Origin of the sequence: Sphingopyxis sp. LC81 (assembly GCF_000756375.1) — a bacterium.
In the GTDB taxonomy this organism is placed as follows: Bacteria; Pseudomonadota; Alphaproteobacteria; order Sphingomonadales; family Sphingomonadaceae; genus Sphingopyxis.
Genome location: NZ_JNFD01000026.1, coordinates 17,060 through 33,190, shown reverse-complemented (window position 1 = coordinate 33,190; position 16,131 = coordinate 17,060). Strand labels below are relative to the sequence as shown.

Annotated in this window: 15 protein-coding genes; 5 read left to right on the top strand and 10 right to left on the bottom strand. The window is 66.6% G+C overall.

The window, feature by feature from the left end; translation table 11 throughout:
• Positions 1 to 21 precede the first annotated feature (21 nt).
• Together FG91_RS13315 and FG91_RS13310 are read left to right on the top strand one after the other, a co-directional pair.
• On the top strand, positions 22 to 981 hold the full coding sequence (locus tag FG91_RS13315; RefSeq protein ID WP_037515681.1) for an alpha/beta hydrolase: 960 nt from the start codon (positions 22 to 24) through the stop codon (positions 979 to 981).
• A 71-nt stretch (positions 982 to 1,052) separates the two neighbouring features.
• Positions 1,053 to 1,604: a methylated-DNA--[protein]-cysteine S-methyltransferase gene (locus FG91_RS13310; protein WP_037515680.1), complete on the top strand. Its 552-nt coding sequence runs from the start codon at positions 1,053 to 1,055 to the stop codon at positions 1,602 to 1,604.
• On the opposite strand, the gene FG91_RS13305 is transcribed toward FG91_RS13310, so the two are convergent.
• Positions 1,601 to 4,360, bottom strand: coding sequence for a [protein-PII] uridylyltransferase (locus tag FG91_RS13305; protein WP_037515679.1), 2,760 nt, complete (start codon positions 4,358 to 4,360; stop codon positions 1,601 to 1,603). The two genes, FG91_RS13310 and FG91_RS13305, sit on opposite strands and share 4 nt — an antisense overlap.
• A complete protein-coding gene (mutS, locus tag FG91_RS13300; RefSeq protein WP_052187580.1) occupies positions 4,357 to 7,020 on the bottom strand; it encodes a DNA mismatch repair protein MutS in 2,664 nt (887 codons plus the stop codon). Before mutS ends, FG91_RS13305 begins: the two co-directional genes overlap by 4 nt.
• Positions 7,021 to 7,151: 131 nt before the next feature.
• On the opposite strand from mutS, the gene FG91_RS13295 reads away from it, so the two are divergent.
• Positions 7,152 to 9,416, top strand: coding sequence for an NADP-dependent malic enzyme (locus FG91_RS13295; RefSeq protein ID WP_037515677.1), 2,265 nt, complete (start codon positions 7,152 to 7,154; stop codon positions 9,414 to 9,416).
• Between the two features lie 61 nt (positions 9,417 to 9,477).
• Here FG91_RS13295 and FG91_RS13290 read toward each other — a convergent pair whose 3' ends face one another.
• Positions 9,478 to 9,960, bottom strand: a complete 483-nt coding sequence (locus tag FG91_RS13290) for an outer membrane protein assembly factor BamE (protein WP_052187579.1) — start codon at positions 9,958 to 9,960, stop codon at positions 9,478 to 9,480.
• Positions 9,961 to 10,131: 171 nt separating this feature from the next.
• Between FG91_RS13290 and FG91_RS13285 the strand changes: the two genes are divergently transcribed.
• Entirely contained in the window at positions 10,132 to 10,659 is a 528-nt protein-coding gene (locus tag FG91_RS13285) for a ubiquinol-cytochrome C chaperone family protein (protein WP_037515675.1), read from the top strand.
• A complete protein-coding gene (locus FG91_RS13280) occupies positions 10,656 to 11,186 on the top strand; it encodes a YceD family protein (RefSeq protein WP_037515673.1) in 531 nt (176 codons plus the stop codon). Before FG91_RS13285 ends, FG91_RS13280 begins: the two co-directional genes overlap by 4 nt.
• Here FG91_RS13280 and FG91_RS13275 read toward each other — a convergent pair.
• The 7 genes from FG91_RS13275 to rplR all read right to left on the bottom strand — a co-directional run bounded on the left by FG91_RS13275 (position 11,183) and on the right by rplR (position 16,131).
• Complete coding sequence (locus FG91_RS13275; RefSeq protein WP_037515671.1) at positions 11,183 to 11,878, bottom strand: hypothetical protein; 696 nt, start codon at positions 11,876 to 11,878, stop codon at positions 11,183 to 11,185. The two genes, FG91_RS13280 and FG91_RS13275, sit on opposite strands and share 4 nt — an antisense overlap.
• Positions 11,879 to 11,931: 53 nt before the next feature.
• Positions 11,932 to 12,585 carry an adenylate kinase gene (locus FG91_RS13270; protein WP_200878451.1) on the bottom strand — a complete coding sequence of 218 codons (654 nt, stop codon included), beginning with the start codon at positions 12,583 to 12,585 and terminating at the stop codon, positions 11,932 to 11,934.
• 47 nt (positions 12,586 to 12,632) lie between these two features.
• Entirely contained in the window at positions 12,633 to 14,006 is a 1,374-nt protein-coding gene (gene secY / locus FG91_RS13265; protein WP_037515670.1) for a preprotein translocase subunit SecY, read from the bottom strand.
• A 303-nt stretch (positions 14,007 to 14,309) separates the two neighbouring features.
• Positions 14,310 to 14,831 carry a 50S ribosomal protein L15 gene (gene rplO, locus FG91_RS13255; protein ID WP_037515667.1) on the bottom strand — a complete coding sequence of 174 codons (522 nt, stop codon included), beginning with the start codon at positions 14,829 to 14,831 and terminating at the stop codon, positions 14,310 to 14,312.
• A gap of 55 nt (positions 14,832 to 14,886) precedes the next feature.
• A complete protein-coding gene (gene rpmD / locus FG91_RS13250; RefSeq protein WP_037515666.1) occupies positions 14,887 to 15,072 on the bottom strand; it encodes a 50S ribosomal protein L30 in 186 nt (61 codons plus the stop codon).
• 4 nt (positions 15,073 to 15,076) lie between these two features.
• Positions 15,077 to 15,775: a 30S ribosomal protein S5 gene (rpsE, locus tag FG91_RS13245; RefSeq protein WP_037515665.1), complete on the bottom strand. Its 699-nt coding sequence runs from the start codon at positions 15,773 to 15,775 to the stop codon at positions 15,077 to 15,079.
• A gap of 2 nt (positions 15,776 to 15,777) precedes the next feature.
• Complete coding sequence (rplR, locus tag FG91_RS13240; protein ID WP_037515664.1) at positions 15,778 to 16,131, bottom strand: 50S ribosomal protein L18; 354 nt, start codon at positions 16,129 to 16,131, stop codon at positions 15,778 to 15,780.

The following is a 16,131-nucleotide window of genomic DNA, read 5'->3' as shown; positions in this document are numbered from 1 at the left end:
GGATGAAGGGGAGAGTTTGATATGAGCACCCGCCACCTCGTCGACCGCGAAATCGCGCCGATCATCGACCTGTTCCCTCGAGTCGATCTCGGCGCGGCGCCGATCGCCCAGATTCGCGCGAAAGCAGCGGAGACCTATTCGATCCTGCCGTCGCCGGTCATCGCGCCCAAGAAACTGGTCGTGCCGTCGATCCATGGCGGGCCCGACATAATGGTCTTCCTCTATCGCCCGGCCGCAATGCGCCCGGGCGGCGGCGCGATCCTGCACATCCACGGCGGCGGCATGGTGATGGGATCGGTCGAGCAGATGCAGGCCGGGCCCGCGGCGCTGGCGGCCGCAGCGGGTGTTCCCGTCGCGTCAGTCGAATATCGACTCGCCCCCGAACATCCTTTCCCCGCGCCGCAGGAAGATTGCTATTCCGCGCTGGCGTGGCTCGCGGGGCAAGCCGATGCGCTCGGCTTCGACGCCGGCCGGATCATCATCGCGGGGGAGAGCGCGGGCGGCGGACTGGCCGCGGCGCTCGCGATCATGGCGCGCGATCTCGGCGGCCCCGCGATCGCCGGCCAGCTCCTAACCTATCCGATGCTCGATCACCGCACCGGCGGCGATGCCTGTCCGTACCAGAATCCCACAACCGGCGAATTCATCTGGACGCGCGCGAGCAACCGCTTCGGCTGGCGCGCGCTGCAGGGCGACTACAAGATCGACGATGCGCGGCGCGGCTGGTTTTCGCCGAGCCTTGCCGAAGATCTGTCGAACCTGCCCCCCGCCTATATCGCGACCGGCAGCCTCGACCTCTTCTTCGACGAAAATCTCGACTATGCGCGCCGGCTCGTCGCGGCAGGGGTGCCGGTCGACCTGCACAGCTATGCCGGCGCGATCCATGCGTTCAACGCGATTCCCGACGCCGCGCTGTCGCAGCGTTTCAACGGCGGACTGCTCGCGGCGGCGGCGATCATGGCGGGCCCCTTAGGCGGCTAAAGGCAAGCATCGTCGGCGATATGGTTTTAGCGAAATATTGAACTATATCGGACCCAAGATGAGGGACGGACATGCCCGGTCATAGCCATTATCAACTTTTCGAAACCGGCGCCGGCATCGCGGCCATCGGCTGGACGAGCACAGGGATAACGAGCTTTCGCTTGCCCGCGCCGACCGCGGCCGAAACCGAGCGTGCAATCTTGCGCCGTCAGCCCGACGCGGTGCGTACCGAGCCCCCGGCCGAAATAGCGGCGGTCATCGACGCGGCGATCCGTTATTTCGAAGGCGAGCGGATCGAGTTTTTCGAGGTGCCGGTCGATCTGGGCGAACAGCCCCTCTTCTTCGCACAGGTCTATACTTTCGTGCGCAAGCTCGGCTGGGGCGAGACGACCACCTATGGCGCCGTCGCACGCGCGCTGGACGCGGGCCCCGAACATGCCCGCGCGGTCGGGCAGGCGATGGCGACGAATCCCGTCCCGCTGATCATCCCGTGCCACCGCGTCATGGCTGCGGGTGGCGGAATCGGTGGGTTCTCCGCACCGGGCGGCTCGCAATCCAAGGCGCGTATGCTCGAACTCGAAGGCGTGCCCCTTCCCCCGGTTCAGCAGGGATTCGATTTCTAGGCCGCGACCGCGTCCTCGCTGTGGCTCGTCGCCGCTTCGAGCAGGCGTTTCTCGAGGCTCTTCACGCGTGCCGTGCTGTCGATCTTGTCGCCGATCAGGTCGGTGACATAGAAGGTGTCGACCGCGCGCTCGCCATAGGTTGCGACATGCGCGCTGTGCACCGTGACCTTCGACTGGAAGAGCGCATAGGCGAGCTGGTTGAGCAGCGCGGGACGGTCCTGCGCATTGACCTCGATCACCGTGAAGCGGTTCGACGCCTTGTTGTCGACAAAGACATTCGGCGCGACGCGGAACGCCTCGGCGCGCGTGCGCGGCAGCGCGCGCGCTTCGAGCTTCGGCAGCAATTTGTGGCGGTTGGCGAGCGCATCCTCGATCGCGCGCGTCAGCCGGTCGATCTGTCCTGCCTCGGCAAACGGCCGACCGAGTGGGTCCTGAACGAGAAAATTGTCGAGCGCGAGCCCGTCGCGCGTCGTGTGGATGCGCGCGTCGATGATGTTGCCGCCGGCGAGGTGGATGCCCCCCGCCATGCGATAGAATAACCCCGGATGGTCGGCGGCGAGCACCATCACCAGCGTCGCACCGCGATCCTCGTCGGGCACCGCGGCGATGTGGAGCGGGGCGTCGCCCGCTTCGCGGATGTGGCGCAGGTTCGCCGCGATCACTTCGACCGGTTCGGCGATCCAATAGCTTTCGGGAAGCGGCCGGATCAGCTTGGCGAAGCCCTTGTCGTCGACGGCGAGCAGCGCTTGCGCCGCTTCCTTCTTCGCCGCAATCCGCGTCTCGCGCCCCTTCTGCTTATGCCCGAGACGCAGCACTTCCTCAGCGGCGTCGAACAATTCGGTGAGCAATTGGCGCTTCCAGCTGTTCCACACGCCGGGACCGACCGCGCGAATATCGACGACGGTGAGCACGAGCAACAGGCGCAGGCGTTCGGGCGATTGCACGACCTGCGCGAAATCGAGGATCGTCTTGAAATCGGCGAGGTCGCGCTTGAACGCGGTCGCCGACATCAGCAGATGATAGCGCACGAGCCATGAGACGGTCTCGGTCTCGGCCTCATTGAGCCCTAGCCGCGGGCAGACGCGCAGCGCGAGTTCGGCACCGAGCACGCTATGGTCGCCGCCGCGCCCCTTGGCGATGTCGTGGAGCAGCACCGCGACATAGATGACGCGCCGCGAATGGATCTGGTCCATGATCGCGGTCGACAGCGGATGGTCGTCCTTCAGTCGGTTCTGCTCGATGTCCGCCAAGAGGCCGATCGCGCGGATCGTATGCTCGTCGACCGTATAATGATGATACATGTCGAACTGCATCTGCGCGACGACGCGGCCGAAATCGGGCACGAAACGGCCGAACACCCCCGCCTCGTTCATCCAGCGCAGCACCGTTTCGGGATCGCGCGGAGACGTCAGCACGTCGAGGAACAGCTCGTTCGCGCGCGCGATGCGGCGGACCCCGCGCGCGTCGATCAGCTTCGCATCGTGGCGCGCCTGCCGCATCGCCTGCGGATGGATTTCGAGGCCATGCTTGTCGGCGAGCGCGAAAATCTCGACCAGCCGCACCGGGTCCGCCTGAAAGAAGTCGTTGCTCGGCAGCGCGAGCCGGCCGCGATCGAGCACGAAGCCGTGAAGCTTGCCCGGGCGCCGCCGGATCGTCGGCAGGAATCGCCGCCCGCGCGCCGCCATCTGGTCGTCGAGATGCGCGAGGAAGGTGCCGGTGACGTCGCCGACGCTTTTCGCGTGGAGGAAATAAAGCTGCATGAAGCGCTCGACCGCGCTCTTCCCCGGCCGGTCGGCGAAGTGCATCCGGCGCGCGATTTCGGGCTGGAAATCGAAGGTCAGCCGGTCCTCGGCGCGGCCCGCGAGCGTGTGGAGGTGACAGCGCACCGCGAGAAGAAAATTTTCGGCGCGCGCGAACTGCCGAAGCTCGCGCCCCGACATCAGCCCCGCGTCGACCAGCTCGGGCACGGTGCGCACGCGGTGGATGAACTTGCCGATCCAGAACAGCGTGTGGAGGTCGCGCAGCCCCCCCTTCCCTTCCTTCACATTGGGCTCGACGACATAGCGCGAGTCGCCCATGCGCTTGTGCCGCTCGTCGCGTTCGGCGAGTTTTTCGGCGACGAACGCGCGCGCATTGCCCGCGACGACTTCGGCGTCGAAGCGCGCCGACGCCTGATCGTAAAGCGCGCGGTCGCCCCAGATGAACCGCCCTTCGAGCAGCGCAGTGCGGATCGTCAGATCCTCCTTCGCCGCACGCACCATCTCGTCGAGCGAGCGGCTCGAATGACCGACCTTCAGCCCGAGATCCCACAAAGTATAGAGCTGCGCCTCGATCACCTGCTCGGTCCAGCTCGTCTGTTTGAACGGGGTCAGGAAGCCGATGTCGATATCGCTATGCGGCGCCATTTCGCCGCGGCCGTAGCCGCCGACCGCAATCAAAGTGATCCGCTCGCCCGCCGAACGGTTCGCCGACGGATAAAGATAGCCGGTGGTGAAATCATGGCTGAGGCGGATGATCTGGTCGATCAGGAACGCCGTCGCATTCGCCGCGACGCGCCCCGACGAGGGCCGTTCGAGCAATCGGCGCTCGATCTCGGCGCGGCCATCCTCGAGCGCCCCCTTGAGCAGGTCGACCATTGCGCGGCGGCGTTTGCCGGTGTCGCTCGTTTCACCGGCGATCTCGTCGAGCCGTCCCGCCAGCGCGCGGCGATCGATGATCGCGCGGCGCTGGTCGAGATTGTCGAACAGGTCGCTCATCGCTCGTCCGCCATCAGCCGCTTGAGTGTATAGAGCGCGTCGAGCGCCTCGCGCGGCGCGAGCGCATCGGGGTCGATTCCCGCGAGCGCTTCGCGCAGCGCATCCTTCACCGCCGCCGGCGCCTCGGCGAGCGTCGCGGCGAACAGCGGCAGGTCGTCGAGCCCCGCGGCAAGCCCGCCGGTCTTCTCGCGTCCCGCCTCGAGTTTCGCCAGAACCGCCTCGGCGCGCTTCACCACGCCCGCGGGCACGCCCGCAAGGCGCGCGACCGCGAGGCCATAGCTGCGATCGGCGGGCCCTTCGGCAAGCTCGTGGAGCAGAACCAGATCGCCCTGCCATTCGCGCGCGCGGACATGGTGGAGCGACAGCGCGTTCAGCGTTTCGGCGAGCCGCGTCAGCTCGTGATAATGCGTCGCGAATAGGCAGCGGCACTTGTTCACCTCATGCACCGCCTCGACCACCGACCAGGCGAGCGCGAGCCCGTCATAGGTCGAGGTGCCGCGCCCGACCTCGTCGAGGATGACAAAGCTTTGCGGGGTCGCCTGCGCGAGGATCGCCGCGGTCTCGACCATCTCGACCATGAAGGTCGAGCGCCCGCGCGCGAGATTGTCGCTCGCGCCGACACGGCTGAACAATCGGTCGACGAGGCCGAGCTTGGCGGCGGCGGCGGGGACGAAGCCGCCCGCCTGTGCAAGCACGACGATCAGCGCGTTCTGGCGCAGGAAGGTCGATTTACCGCCCATGTTCGGACCCGTGACGAGCCACAGTCGGTCGCTTGTCGAGAGCGAGACGTCGTTGGGGACGAAGCGCTCGCCCGATTTCGCGAGCGCCGCCTCGACGACCGGATGCCGCCCGCCGCTGACGTCGAGGCACGGATCGTCGGCGAGATCGGGGCGGCACCAGTTGTGGCTCATCGCATGGTCCGCGAGCGCCGCGGCGACGTCGATGCGCGCGAGCACGTCGCAGCTCGCGGCAATCGCCTCGCGCCGCGCGATCGCGGCGTCGGTCAGCGATTCGAGGTGCGCCATTTCGGCGGCAATCGCGTGGACGCCCGCCTGCGTCACCCGGCTCGCGGCTTCGTGGAGGTCCGACGAGTTGAAGCGCACGACGCCCGCGAGCGTCTGACGGTGGGTAAAGCCCGATTCGGGCGCCATCAGCGCATCGGCGTGCTTTGCCGGCACCTCGACATGATAGCCGAGCACGCCATTGTGGCGGATCTTGAGCGAGGCGATGCCGGTGCGGTCGCGATAGTCCGTCTCGAGCGCCGCGATCGCCTTCCGCCCATCGCGCGCGGTTTCGCGTAGCGCGTCGAGCGCATGGTCATAACCTTCGGCGACATAACCGCCCTGCGCGGCGTCGACCGGCGGGGTTTCGATCAGTGCGCGGCTGAGTTCGTCGACGAGTGTGCCATGGCCGTCGAGCCCCGGAAGCAGGCGCGTGAGCAAAGGCGGCAGGTCGGGCCGGCGCGCTAAACGTTCGCGGAGCAGCCGCGCGCCGCCGAGCGCATCGCGCAGCTGCGCAAGGTCGCGCGGCCCGCCGCGCCCCGCGACGAGGCGGCCGAGCGCACGCCCGGCATCGGGGAGCGCGCGAAGCGCCGCGCGGAGCTCGCCGCGCCACAAGGCATCGCGCGCGAGCCCGTCGACTAGGTCAAGCCGGTCGAGGATCGCATCCTTGTCGGTGAGCGGGCTCGCAAGATCGTCAGCGAGCAAGCGCGCGCCCGCCGCGGTGACGGTGCGGTCGATCGTGCCGAGCAGGCTACCGTCGCGCGCGCCCGCCATGGTGCGGACAAGTTCGAGGCTCTCGCGCGTCGCGGCGTCGATCGCCATGCGCCCCGACGCGAGGTGCCGCACCGGCGGCTGGAGGAAGGTCGGCCCGCCGGTGCCGACATGATCGAGATAGGCGACGAGCGCGCCCATCGCGGCAATCTCGCCGCGGCCGAACTGGCCGAAACCGTCGAGCGTCTGGACGCCGAAGAAATTTTCGAGCCGCTTCTGCGCGCTCGTGCTCGAAAAGTCCGAGGATGGCCGGCGCACGATCTGCCGCGCCGACGAGATCGGCAGGTCTTCGGCGCTCTCGCTGAGCAGAAGCTCCGAGGGCGCGAGCCGCGCGAGTTCGGCATCGACCGCTTGCGCGGGCACCGCGACGACCTCGAAGCGCCCGGTCGAAATGTCGGCCGCGGCAATCGCGACCTCGCCGTCGCTGCCGATCTGCGCGAGCGCGGCGAGCCGGTTCGCGCTGCGCCCTTCGAGCAGCGATTCTTCGGTCAGTGTGCCCGCGGTGACGAAGCGCACGATGTCGCGTGCGACGAGCGCTTTCGATCCGCCGCGCGCCTTCGCCTCGGCCGGAGTCTCGATCTGCTCGGCGATCGCGACGCGGTGCCCGGCGCGGATCAGCCGCGCGAGATAGGATTCGGCGGCGTGCACCGGCACCCCGCACATCGCCACCGGCTGCCCGTCATGCTCGCCGCGCGAGGTGAGCGCGATGTCGAGCGTCGACGCCGCCGCCTTCGCATCGTCGAAGAACAGCTCGAAGAAATCGCCCATGCGATAGAAGAGCAGGCAATCGCCCGCCTTGTCCTTCAGCGACCAATATTGCGCCATCATCGGCGTCGCGGCGGGCGCGGGGTTGTTCATATTGGCAGCGGAGCGGGCGGTGACAGGCATGCGATATGCTTAGGGATGGATATAGGGCCGTGGCAAGACGCGCGCGCGATTCGCGGGTTCCATTTCCGCTTGGCGACGCTAGGGAATGGGCTCGGGCGCGCATCTTGTGAATTCATTTGAGAGGATAAACGATGGATAGTGGCAGCAAGGTGCAATTTTCGGACCGCGAGGCGCTGCTGTATCACGCCTATGGCCGGCCCGGGAAAATCGAGATCGTCGCGTCGAAGCCGATGGCGACGCAGCGCGACCTCAGCCTTGCCTATTCGCCCGGCGTCGCGGTTCCGGTGAACGCGATCGCCGAGGATCCGGCGAAAGCCTATGACTATACGATCAAGGGCAATCTGGTCGCGGTGATCTCGAACGGCACCGCGATCCTCGGGCTCGGCAATTTGGGCGCGCTCGCATCGAAGCCGGTGATGGAAGGCAAGGCGGTGCTGTTCAAGCGCTTCGCCGACGTCGATTCGATCGACCTCGAGGTCGATACCGAAGATCCCCAGCGCTTCATCGAAGCGGTCGAACTGCTCGCGCCGAGCTTTGGCGGCATCAACCTCGAGGACATCGCCGCGCCCAACTGCTTCATCATCGAAGCGGCGCTGAAAGAACGCATGAACATCCCGGTGTTCCATGACGATCAGCACGGCACCGCGATCATCACCGCCGCGGGCCTGATCAACGCCTGTTACCTGACAGGACGCGACCTTGCGACGGTGAAGGTCGTCGTCAACGGCGCCGGCGCCGCGGCGATCGCGTGCACCGCGCTGATCAAGGCGATGGGCGTGCGGCACGAAAATGTCATCATGTGCGATCGCAAGGGCACCATCTATCAGGGCCGCACCGAGAGCATGGACCAGTGGAAGTCGGCGCATGCGGTGCCGACCGAAGCGCGGAACCTGACCGAAGCGCTCGTCGGCGCCGACGTGTTCCTCGGCCTGTCGGCCGCCGGCGCGCTGAAGCCCGAGATGGTGAAGGATATGGCGCCCGCGCCGATCATCTTCGCGATGGCGAACCCCGATCCCGAAATCTCGCCGCCCGATGCACGCGCGGCGCGCCCCGACGCGATCATCGCGACCGGACGCTCGGACTATCCGAACCAGGTCAACAATGTGCTGTGCTTCCCCTTCATCTTCCGCGGCGCGCTCGACGTCCATGCGACCGCGATCAACGAGGAGATGAAGATCGCGGCTGCGTACGCCATTGCCGACCTCGCGCGCCAGCAGGTGCCCGAGGAAGTCGCCGCGGCCTATGGCGGGCGCGCGTCGAGCTTCGGTCCCGAATATATCATCCCCTCACCCTTCGATCCGCGCCTGATGGAAATCGTGCCCGCGGCGGTCGCCGAAGCGGCGATGAAGACCGGCGTCGCGCAGCGGCCGATCGCGAATCTCGACGAATATCGCACCCAGCTCCGCGCCCGGCTCAACCCGACGACGTCGGTCCTCACCCTCGCCTATGAAGCCGCGCGCAACAATCCGAAGCGCGTCGTCTTTACCGAGGGCGAAGAGGAAGTCGTGCTGCGCGCGGCGATCCAGTTCCGCGATGGCGGTTACGGAATCCCCGTGCTCGTCGGACGCGAGGGGCTGCACGACAAGCTCCGTGCGATGGGCGTCGCCGATGCCGAGAGCTTCGAAGTCCACAACAGCGTCAATTCGCCGCACGTCCCGCAGATGGTCGATATGCTCTACGAGCGGCTGCAGCGCCGCGGCTACCTCCGCCGCGACGTCGAGCGCATGGTCAATCGCGACCGCAACATTTTCGGCTCGCTATTGCTCAAAATGGGGCTCGGCGATGCGATGATCACGGGCACGACGCGCACCTATTCGCAAACGATGCGCGAAATCCGGCGCGTGATCGACCATGCCGAGGGCAAGACGCCGTTCGGCATCCACATCCTGGTCGATCAACATCACACCATCTTCATGTCGGATACGACGGTGAACGAGCGGCCGACCGCCGAGATGCTCGCCGATATCGCCGAGCGTACCGCGCAGGTCGCGCGGCGCATGGGCCACGAACCGCGCGTCGCGTTCCTTTCCTATTCGACCTTCGGCAATCCCGAGGGCAGCTGGCTCGAGAGCATCCGCGAGGCGGTTTCGATCCTCGACCAGCGGGGGCCCGCCTTCGAATATGAGGGCGAAATGGCGCCCGACGTCGCGCTCAACGAGAAGGTGATGAAGAATTATCCCTTCTGCCGCCTGTCGGGCCCGGCGAACGTGCTGATCATGCCGGGGCTGCAATCGGCCAATCTCTCGGCGAAGCTGCTCCGCGAACTCGGCGGCGGCGCCGTCATCGGCCCGATGCTCGTCGGCATGGAAAAGCCGGTGCAGGTCGCGACGATGGCCTCGACCGCGTCGGACCTCGTCACGCTGGCGGTGCTCGCGGCCGGCGGGATCGCGCAATAAGAAAAAGCGGCGGTGCCCCGGGGCACCGCCGCTTTTCGGTCCGTTGCCGGTATCTGCGGGCTTATTGCCCCGGCGCACCCGCACCCGGCGCACCGACGGCGCCGATGTTACCGAAAATATCTTCGAAGAAGCTGCGATGACGGCCGAGCGTCGGCGTCTTGTCGCCTTCGGGGCTGATCTTGCTCACCAGTTCGAGTCCGGTGCGATCGACCGCGGCGACGTTGCCCGCGGCGTCGAAGCGGACGCGCAGCACCTGCTGATCGACCGGGCGCGGCTTGGCGAAGGCGAGCTGGCGCGTTTCGCGCGAGACATAATAATATTCATTGTCGCTGAACTGACCGACGAAGGTCGGGCGGCCGAGCGTCTTTTCGACCGATTCGCGGTTGTCGACGCCCGGCGTGATCGCTTCGGTCAGCAAAGGATCGACGACATAGCCCTGCCGCCCCTTCAGCTGCGCGCAGCCGCTAACGGTCAGGGCGACGGCGAGGCCGAGCACGACGAGGCGCGCGCGCGGGGCAGGAAGCGAAAGGATCGAATTCGGCATCAAAAATCTCCGTTGCGCCTGTCCGCCGCTTGTCCGGGCGGTCGGCGCTGGCTCTCGCGCCTCTTAACCGCAAGCGGACAGCGCGCACAAGCTGCTTGTGCCGCGGCAAAGCTTGCCACAAGCTGACCAGCGGCCCTTTTCGGGCGGCCCGAATGCGCCTAAGCAGCTGCCATGTTCTCTCTTCGCAAACTGTTCAAATCCGAGCCCGACCCGCGCGAGGCCCGCCGCCCGCTGTGGAACGCCGTTGTCGCCGCCGCTCGCGCGCCGCACTGGTACGCCGAAGGCACCGTCCCCGACACGCTCGACGGCCGCTTCGACATGATCAGCCTGGTAATGGCGCTCGTGCTGCACCGGATCGACGACGAACCGGCGCACGGGCTCGCGGGCGTCCAGCTCACCGAATTGTTCGTGAACGACATGGACGGGCAGATGCGCCAGATCGGCTTTGGCGACATGGTCGTCGGCAAGCAGGTCGGCCGGATGATGAGCGCGCTCGGCGGGCGGCTCGGCGCCTATCGCGCCGCCGATGGATCGGACGAGCTGCACGGCGCGCTGGTCCGCAACCTGTGGCGCGGTCAAGAGCCCGCCGAAGCGGGGCTCGCGCATGTGATGGCCGAGGTTGCTACGCTGCGCGCGGCGCTGGCGGCGACGCCGGTGGCCGATCTTGTCATCGCCGACCGCATCGGAGCGGTACGTTGAGCACGCCGCCCGAATTCTCGCTGATCGTGACGCTAGCCGACGCCGCGCATGGCCGCACGCTTTCGGTCGAGGTCGATGCCGAGACGCGCGCGCGGGTCGCCAAGCGGCTGGCGCTGGTCGCGCTCGACCGCTTCGTCGTCACCGGCGAAGTCCGTGCGATCGCCGGCGGGATCGGCGCGAAGGGCGAGGTGCAGGCCAAAGTGGTGCAGGCGTGCGCCGCAACCGACCTGCCCGTCCCCGCGGCAATCGTCGAACCCTTCGACCTGCGTTTCCTGCGCGATGTCGATGCGCCCGTTGGCGAGGACGAAGAGATCGAGATCGACAGCGAGGATCTTGACCTGTTGCCGCTCGAAGGCGACCGGGCCGACCTCGGCGAAGCGGCGGTGCAGACGCTCTCGCTCGCACTCGATCCGTTCCCGCGTCATGCCGACGCCGACCGCATCCTCGCCGAAAAAGGCGTGCTCAGCGAAGAGGCTGCGGGGCCGTTTGCGGCGCTCGCCAAGCTGCGCGGAAAGCCCGACGCCTAGCGGCTTTCGTCGGGGGCGGGCTTTGCCTCTTCCCCGACCAGATCGGCGACCGCGGCGTCCAGCCCCGGCTCTTCCTTCGCGGGCGGCGTTTCGGGCTTCGGCTTTTCCGCCGCCTCGCTGGCAGCCTTCTCGTCGCGCGTCGGCGGCAGCGCGCCGCCGAGCGCGTTGGCGAGGCCCAGCAGCTGCTCGCCGATCACCTTGTCGACCGCGGGCGCGATATCGGCGACCTTGAAGCGCATATAGCCGCCGACGACATAGTCGAAGCGCAGCGCGCTGCCCGTCGGGGTTTCCTTGATCTGGATCGTCAGCGTGGCGGTCAGCGCCTCGCCCTGCAGCGGCCCGAACGCACCCGAGAGGCGCAACATCTGGTTCGGTTTCGAAAAGAGGATGCGCGCGTGCTGGACGCTGCCGACGCCCGACCCGGTGTCGGGCAATTTCTCGCAGAAACAGCCGCCCGCCTGCTGATCGAGCCAGAAGTTCGCGGCGTCGCCCGACCAGCTATGATCTTTCGACCACCAGCTTTGCGGCATGCGGAGCATTTTCCAGACATCGGCGGGGGTCGCCGCGACCTGTGCCGTATGCGCGACGGCAAAGCCCGCGTCGCTCTGGTCGACGACCTTGGCATTTGCAGCCGGCGCAAACGCGAGCGCCGCGATCATCGCCGCGCCTGCGAAATATCTGGAAATTGCCATCAGCCTGTCCCCCTTGGCGCCTCAATAACCGGCGCCGGGGGGACTGGCTAGCCTCAGCCCGCGAGGATGGTTTCGATCGCGTCGTTGACCTCGTCGATCGGCGCCATGCCATCGACGTGGGTCACGATGCCGCGCGCTTCGTAGATCGGCAGGATCGGCGCGGTCTTGGCGCGATATTCGGCCATGCGCGTGCGCACCGTTTCCTCATTGTCGTCGGGACGGCGCTTGAATTCGTCGCTGCCGCAAACGTCGCAGGTGCCTTCGACCTTCGGCAGCTTGTAGCGATCATGATAGCCGGCACCGCATTTGGCGCAGCTGAAGCGGCCGGTGATGCGATCGACGAGCGCGTCTTCCTCGACCTGCAGCTCGATCACATGGTCGAGCTTACGGCCGCGCGCCGACAGGATTCCGTCGAGCGCCTCGGCCTGTGCCGCGGTGCGCGGATAGCCGTCGAAGATCACCGACACGTCGCTGCCGAGCTGGTCGAGCCGCTCGCCGATCAGGCCCGAGACGATCTCGTCCGAGACGAGCTCGCCCGCATCCATCACGGCTTTGGCCTGCACGCCGATCGGCGTCCCCGCCTTGACCGCCGCGCGGAGCATATCGCCGGTTGAGAGCTGGACCATGCCATGCTCGTCTTCCAGGCGCACCGCCTGCGTTCCCTTGCCCGCCCCCGGCGGACCCAGCAAAATGATATTCAGCGTCATGGGGACCCCTGTTTGCCCTGCCTGCGCGGATCGACGTAGCGGGCGCTTTAGCGCCGCGCAACGCCCCCCTTCAATTTCGCCTTCTTGATGAGGTCGCCATATTGATGCGCGAGCATGTGGCTCTGGATCTGGCTGATCGTGTCGATCGTCACGTTGACGATAATCAGCAGGCTGGTGCCGCCGAGCGCGAATGGCAGCCCCGACTGGGCGATGAAATATTCGGGCACCAGGCAGATGATCGCAAGATAGGCCGCGCCGATCACCGTGATACGCGTCAGCACGAAATCGAGGTAGGTCGCGGTGTTCTTGCCCGGGCGGATGCCGGGGATGAAGCCGTTCTGACGCTTCAGATTGTCGGCCGTCTCCTCGGGATTGAAAACAACGGCGACGTAGAAGAAGCAGAAGAAGATGATGCCCGCGGCATAGAGCGCCATATAGAGCGGCTGACCGTGCGCGAGATACTGGTTGAGCGTGATCAGGAAATCGCCGGTCGCGGTATCGCCCTGGACGTTCTGGCCCATCATCTGCGTGAGGGTCAGCGGCATGAGCAGCAGCGACGAGGCGAAGATCGGCGGAATCACGCCCGCGGTGTTGACCTTGAGCGGCAAATGGCTGCGGTCGGCCTGCATCACGCCGCGCTGCGTCGCGCGCTTCGGATACTGGACGAGGACGCGGCGCTGCGCGCGTTCCATGAAGCTGATGAAGGCGATGATCGCGATCGCGCCGCCGAACACCGCGAGCACGGTGCCGCCGCCCATCGAACCTTCGCGCACCTGCGTGAACATCTGGGCAAAGCTGCGCGGCAGCTGGGCAAGGATGCCCGCCATGATGATCAGCGACACGCCGTTACCGATACCGCGGCTGGTGATCTGTTCGCCGAGCCACATCAGGAAAAGCGTACCGCCGACGATGCTGATCACCGCGCCGATGCGGAACATCATGCCGGGATCGACGACCGCGGCGATACCCTGCGTCGCGCCGAGCGATTCGAGCCCGACGGCGATGAAATAGCCCTGGATCGCGGTCAGCGCGACGGTGCCGTAGCGCGTATATTGGTTGAGCTTCTTGCGCCCGCTTTCGCCCTCTTTCTTGAGCGCGGCGAGGCTGGGCGACAAAGCCGCGGCCAGCTGCACGACGATCGACGCCGTGATATAGGGCATGACGCCGAGCGCGATGATGCTCATGCGCTCAAGGCTGCCGCCCGAGAAGGTGTTGAAGATGTCGAGGACGCCGCCCGACGCGGCCTGGCTGTAGAGCGACGCCAGCGCAACGGGGTCGACCCCCGGCAGCGGCACGAACGACAGAAAGCGGAAGACGATCAGCGCGCCGATCGTGAACCAGATGCGGTTCTTGAGTTCGGTCGCCTGACCGAACTTCGAAAAGTTCAGGTTGGATGCAAGCTGGTCGGCGCGAGAGGCCATGGGTGTTTTCCTCGGATATTCCGGACCGCGCCCCCCGCGACCCGGCGCCTATGTGCGTTCGGCGTACACGAAGCGCAAGGGGAAAGGCCTATTTAGCGGTGAGCCGACGCTCCCCTGCCGCTTTCAATATCCGTTCGCATCGAGCGAAGTCGAGATGCCCCTCGAACTTGCGCTGTCCCGAGGGATGTCTCGAGCCTGGTTTATCCTGAGCGCCTGCAAGGCAGCCGAAGGGCTCGACACGAACGGGAAATAGGTTGGTCAAATGACAAAGGGCGGCTCCTGAGGAGCCGCCCTTGCCAATAATTATTCCGCCTTGGCTTTGGCGCGGCGCTGGGCCTTCTTGCCTTCGCCTTCGGCCTTGGGTTCGGGCAGTTCGACCTTGCCGCCAGCCTTTTCGACCGCTTCGATCGCGCCCTTCGACGCGCCGGCAACGGCGAAGTTCAGCTTCGCGGTGAGTTCACCCTTGGCGAGGAGGCGGACGCCGTCCTTGCCGCCGCGGGCAACGCCGGCGGCCTTGAGCGCGGCGTGATCGACCACAGCCTTGGCGTCGAGCTTCTTCTCGTCGATCAGCTTCTGCACCTGACCGAGGTTCACGATCGCAAAGTCCTTCGCGAAGATGTTGTTGAAGCCGCGCTTCGGAATGCGCATGTGGAGCGGCATCTGGCCGCCCTCGAAGCCGTTGATCGCGACGCCGCTACGGGCCTTCTGGCCCTTCTGGCCGCGGCCGGCGGTCTTGCCCTTGCCCGAACCGATGCCGCGTCCGACGCGCATGCGGCCCTTGCGGGCGCCATTGTTATCACGAAGTTCGTTAAGCTTGATAGTCATTGCACTCGCTTTCGCTTTTATCGCGCTGATAGATAAAGGTCGGGTCGCGAGGGGCTCAGCCCTCGACGACTTCGACCATGTGCGGCAGCTTGCGGATCATGCCGCGCACTTCCGGGGTGTCGACCAGTTCGACCTCGCGGTGCATCTTGCCCAGGCCGAGGCCGGTCAGGATCGCACGCTGGCTCTTGGGACGACGGATCGGCGAACCGATCTGGCGGATCTTGATCTTCTTGTCAGCCATCGTCTTACTCCGTCACCGCCGCGGCTTCCGCCTCGGCTGCGCGGTCGGATGCACCGCCACGCTTGATCAGGTCCGAAACCTTCTTGCCGCGGCGCTGCGCGACCGACTTCGGGCTGGTCTGCTCGCCGAGCGCTTCGAAGGTCGCACGGATCATGTTGTAGGGGTTCGAGGTGCCGACCGACTTGGTCACCACATCGGCCACGCCCAGCGATTCGAACACGGCGCGCATCGGGCCACCGGCGATGATACCCGTACCGGCGGGTGCCGAACGCAGCGTCACATTGCCGGCACCGAAATGGCCACGGCCATCGTGGTGCAGCGTGCGGCCATCGCGCAGCGGAACGCGAATCATCGCCTTCTTCGCGGCAGCGGTCGCCTTCGAAATGGCTTCGGGCACTTCGCGCGCCTTGCCATGACCGAAACCGGCGCGGCCCTTGCCGTCGCCGACGACAACGAGCGCGGCGAAACCGAAGCGCTTGCCGCCCTTCACGGTCTTCGAGACGCGGTTGATGTGGACGAGCTTTTCGATCAGCTCTTCGCCACCCTCTTCGTCGCGCGGGCGACGATCGTCGCGGCGGCCACGGCCACCGTCACGACCGCCACGGCCACCATCGCGGCCGCCGCCACGGCCGCGGCGCGGAGCCTGGCCATCGGTGGGGGCTGCTTCGGGAGCGCCTTCGACGTTCTGTACTTCGTCTGCCATGATTAGAACTCCAATCCGCCTTCGCGAGCCGCGTCGGCCAGCGCCTTGATGCGCCCGTGGAACAGGAAACCGCCGCGGTCGAACACGACCTGCGTCACGCCCGCCTTTTTCGCGGCAGCGGCGAGGCGCTTGCCAACGTCGGCAGCCGCCGCAGTGGTCGCGCCGGTCTTGCCGCGGACATCCTTGTCCAGCGTCGAGGCCGAAGCGAGCGTCTGCCCGGCAGCGTCATCGATGAGCTGTGCATAGATGTGGCGGCCCGAACGGTGCACCGACAGGCGAGCGCGGCCACCCGCGCGCTGACGGAGGGCGGTACGGACGCGCTGACGGCGTTTTTGGAAAGGGGTAAGATGTGCCAT

Excerpts from the sequence above, each read along its gene's own strand:
- FG91_RS13310 (WP_037515680.1), top strand. The coding sequence starts at position 1,053 with ATGCCCGGTCATAGCCATTATCAACTTTTCGAAACCGGCGCCGGCATC.
- rpmD (WP_037515666.1), bottom strand. The coding sequence starts at position 15,072 with ATGGCTGACAAGAAGATCAAGATCCGCCAGATCGGTTCGCCGATCCGT.
- FG91_RS13295 (WP_037515677.1), top strand. The coding sequence starts at position 7,152 with ATGGATAGTGGCAGCAAGGTGCAATTTTCGGACCGCGAGGCGCTGCTG.
- mutS (WP_052187580.1), bottom strand. The coding sequence starts at position 7,020 with ATGCCTGTCACCGCCCGCTCCGCTGCCAATATGAACAACCCCGCGCCC.
- FG91_RS13275 (WP_037515671.1), bottom strand. The coding sequence starts at position 11,878 with ATGGCAATTTCCAGATATTTCGCAGGCGCGGCGATGATCGCGGCGCTC.
- FG91_RS13305 (WP_037515679.1), bottom strand. The coding sequence starts at position 4,360 with ATGAGCGACCTGTTCGACAATCTCGACCAGCGCCGCGCGATCATCGAT.
- FG91_RS13270 (WP_200878451.1), bottom strand. The coding sequence starts at position 12,585 with ATGACGCTGAATATCATTTTGCTGGGTCCGCCGGGGGCGGGCAAGGGA.
- rpsE (WP_037515665.1), bottom strand. The coding sequence starts at position 15,775 with ATGGCAGACGAAGTACAGAACGTCGAAGGCGCTCCCGAAGCAGCCCCC.
- FG91_RS13285 (WP_037515675.1), top strand. The coding sequence starts at position 10,132 with ATGTTCTCTCTTCGCAAACTGTTCAAATCCGAGCCCGACCCGCGCGAG.
- FG91_RS13315 (WP_037515681.1), top strand. The coding sequence starts at position 22 with ATGAGCACCCGCCACCTCGTCGACCGCGAAATCGCGCCGATCATCGAC.
- FG91_RS13290 (WP_052187579.1), bottom strand. The coding sequence starts at position 9,960 with ATGCCGAATTCGATCCTTTCGCTTCCTGCCCCGCGCGCGCGCCTCGTC.
- rplO (WP_037515667.1), bottom strand. The coding sequence starts at position 14,831 with ATGACTATCAAGCTTAACGAACTTCGTGATAACAATGGCGCCCGCAAG.
- secY (WP_037515670.1), bottom strand. The coding sequence starts at position 14,006 with ATGGCCTCTCGCGCCGACCAGCTTGCATCCAACCTGAACTTTTCGAAG.
- rplR (WP_037515664.1), bottom strand. The coding sequence starts at position 16,131 with ATGGCACATCTTACCCCTTTCCAAAAACGCCGTCAGCGCGTCCGTACC.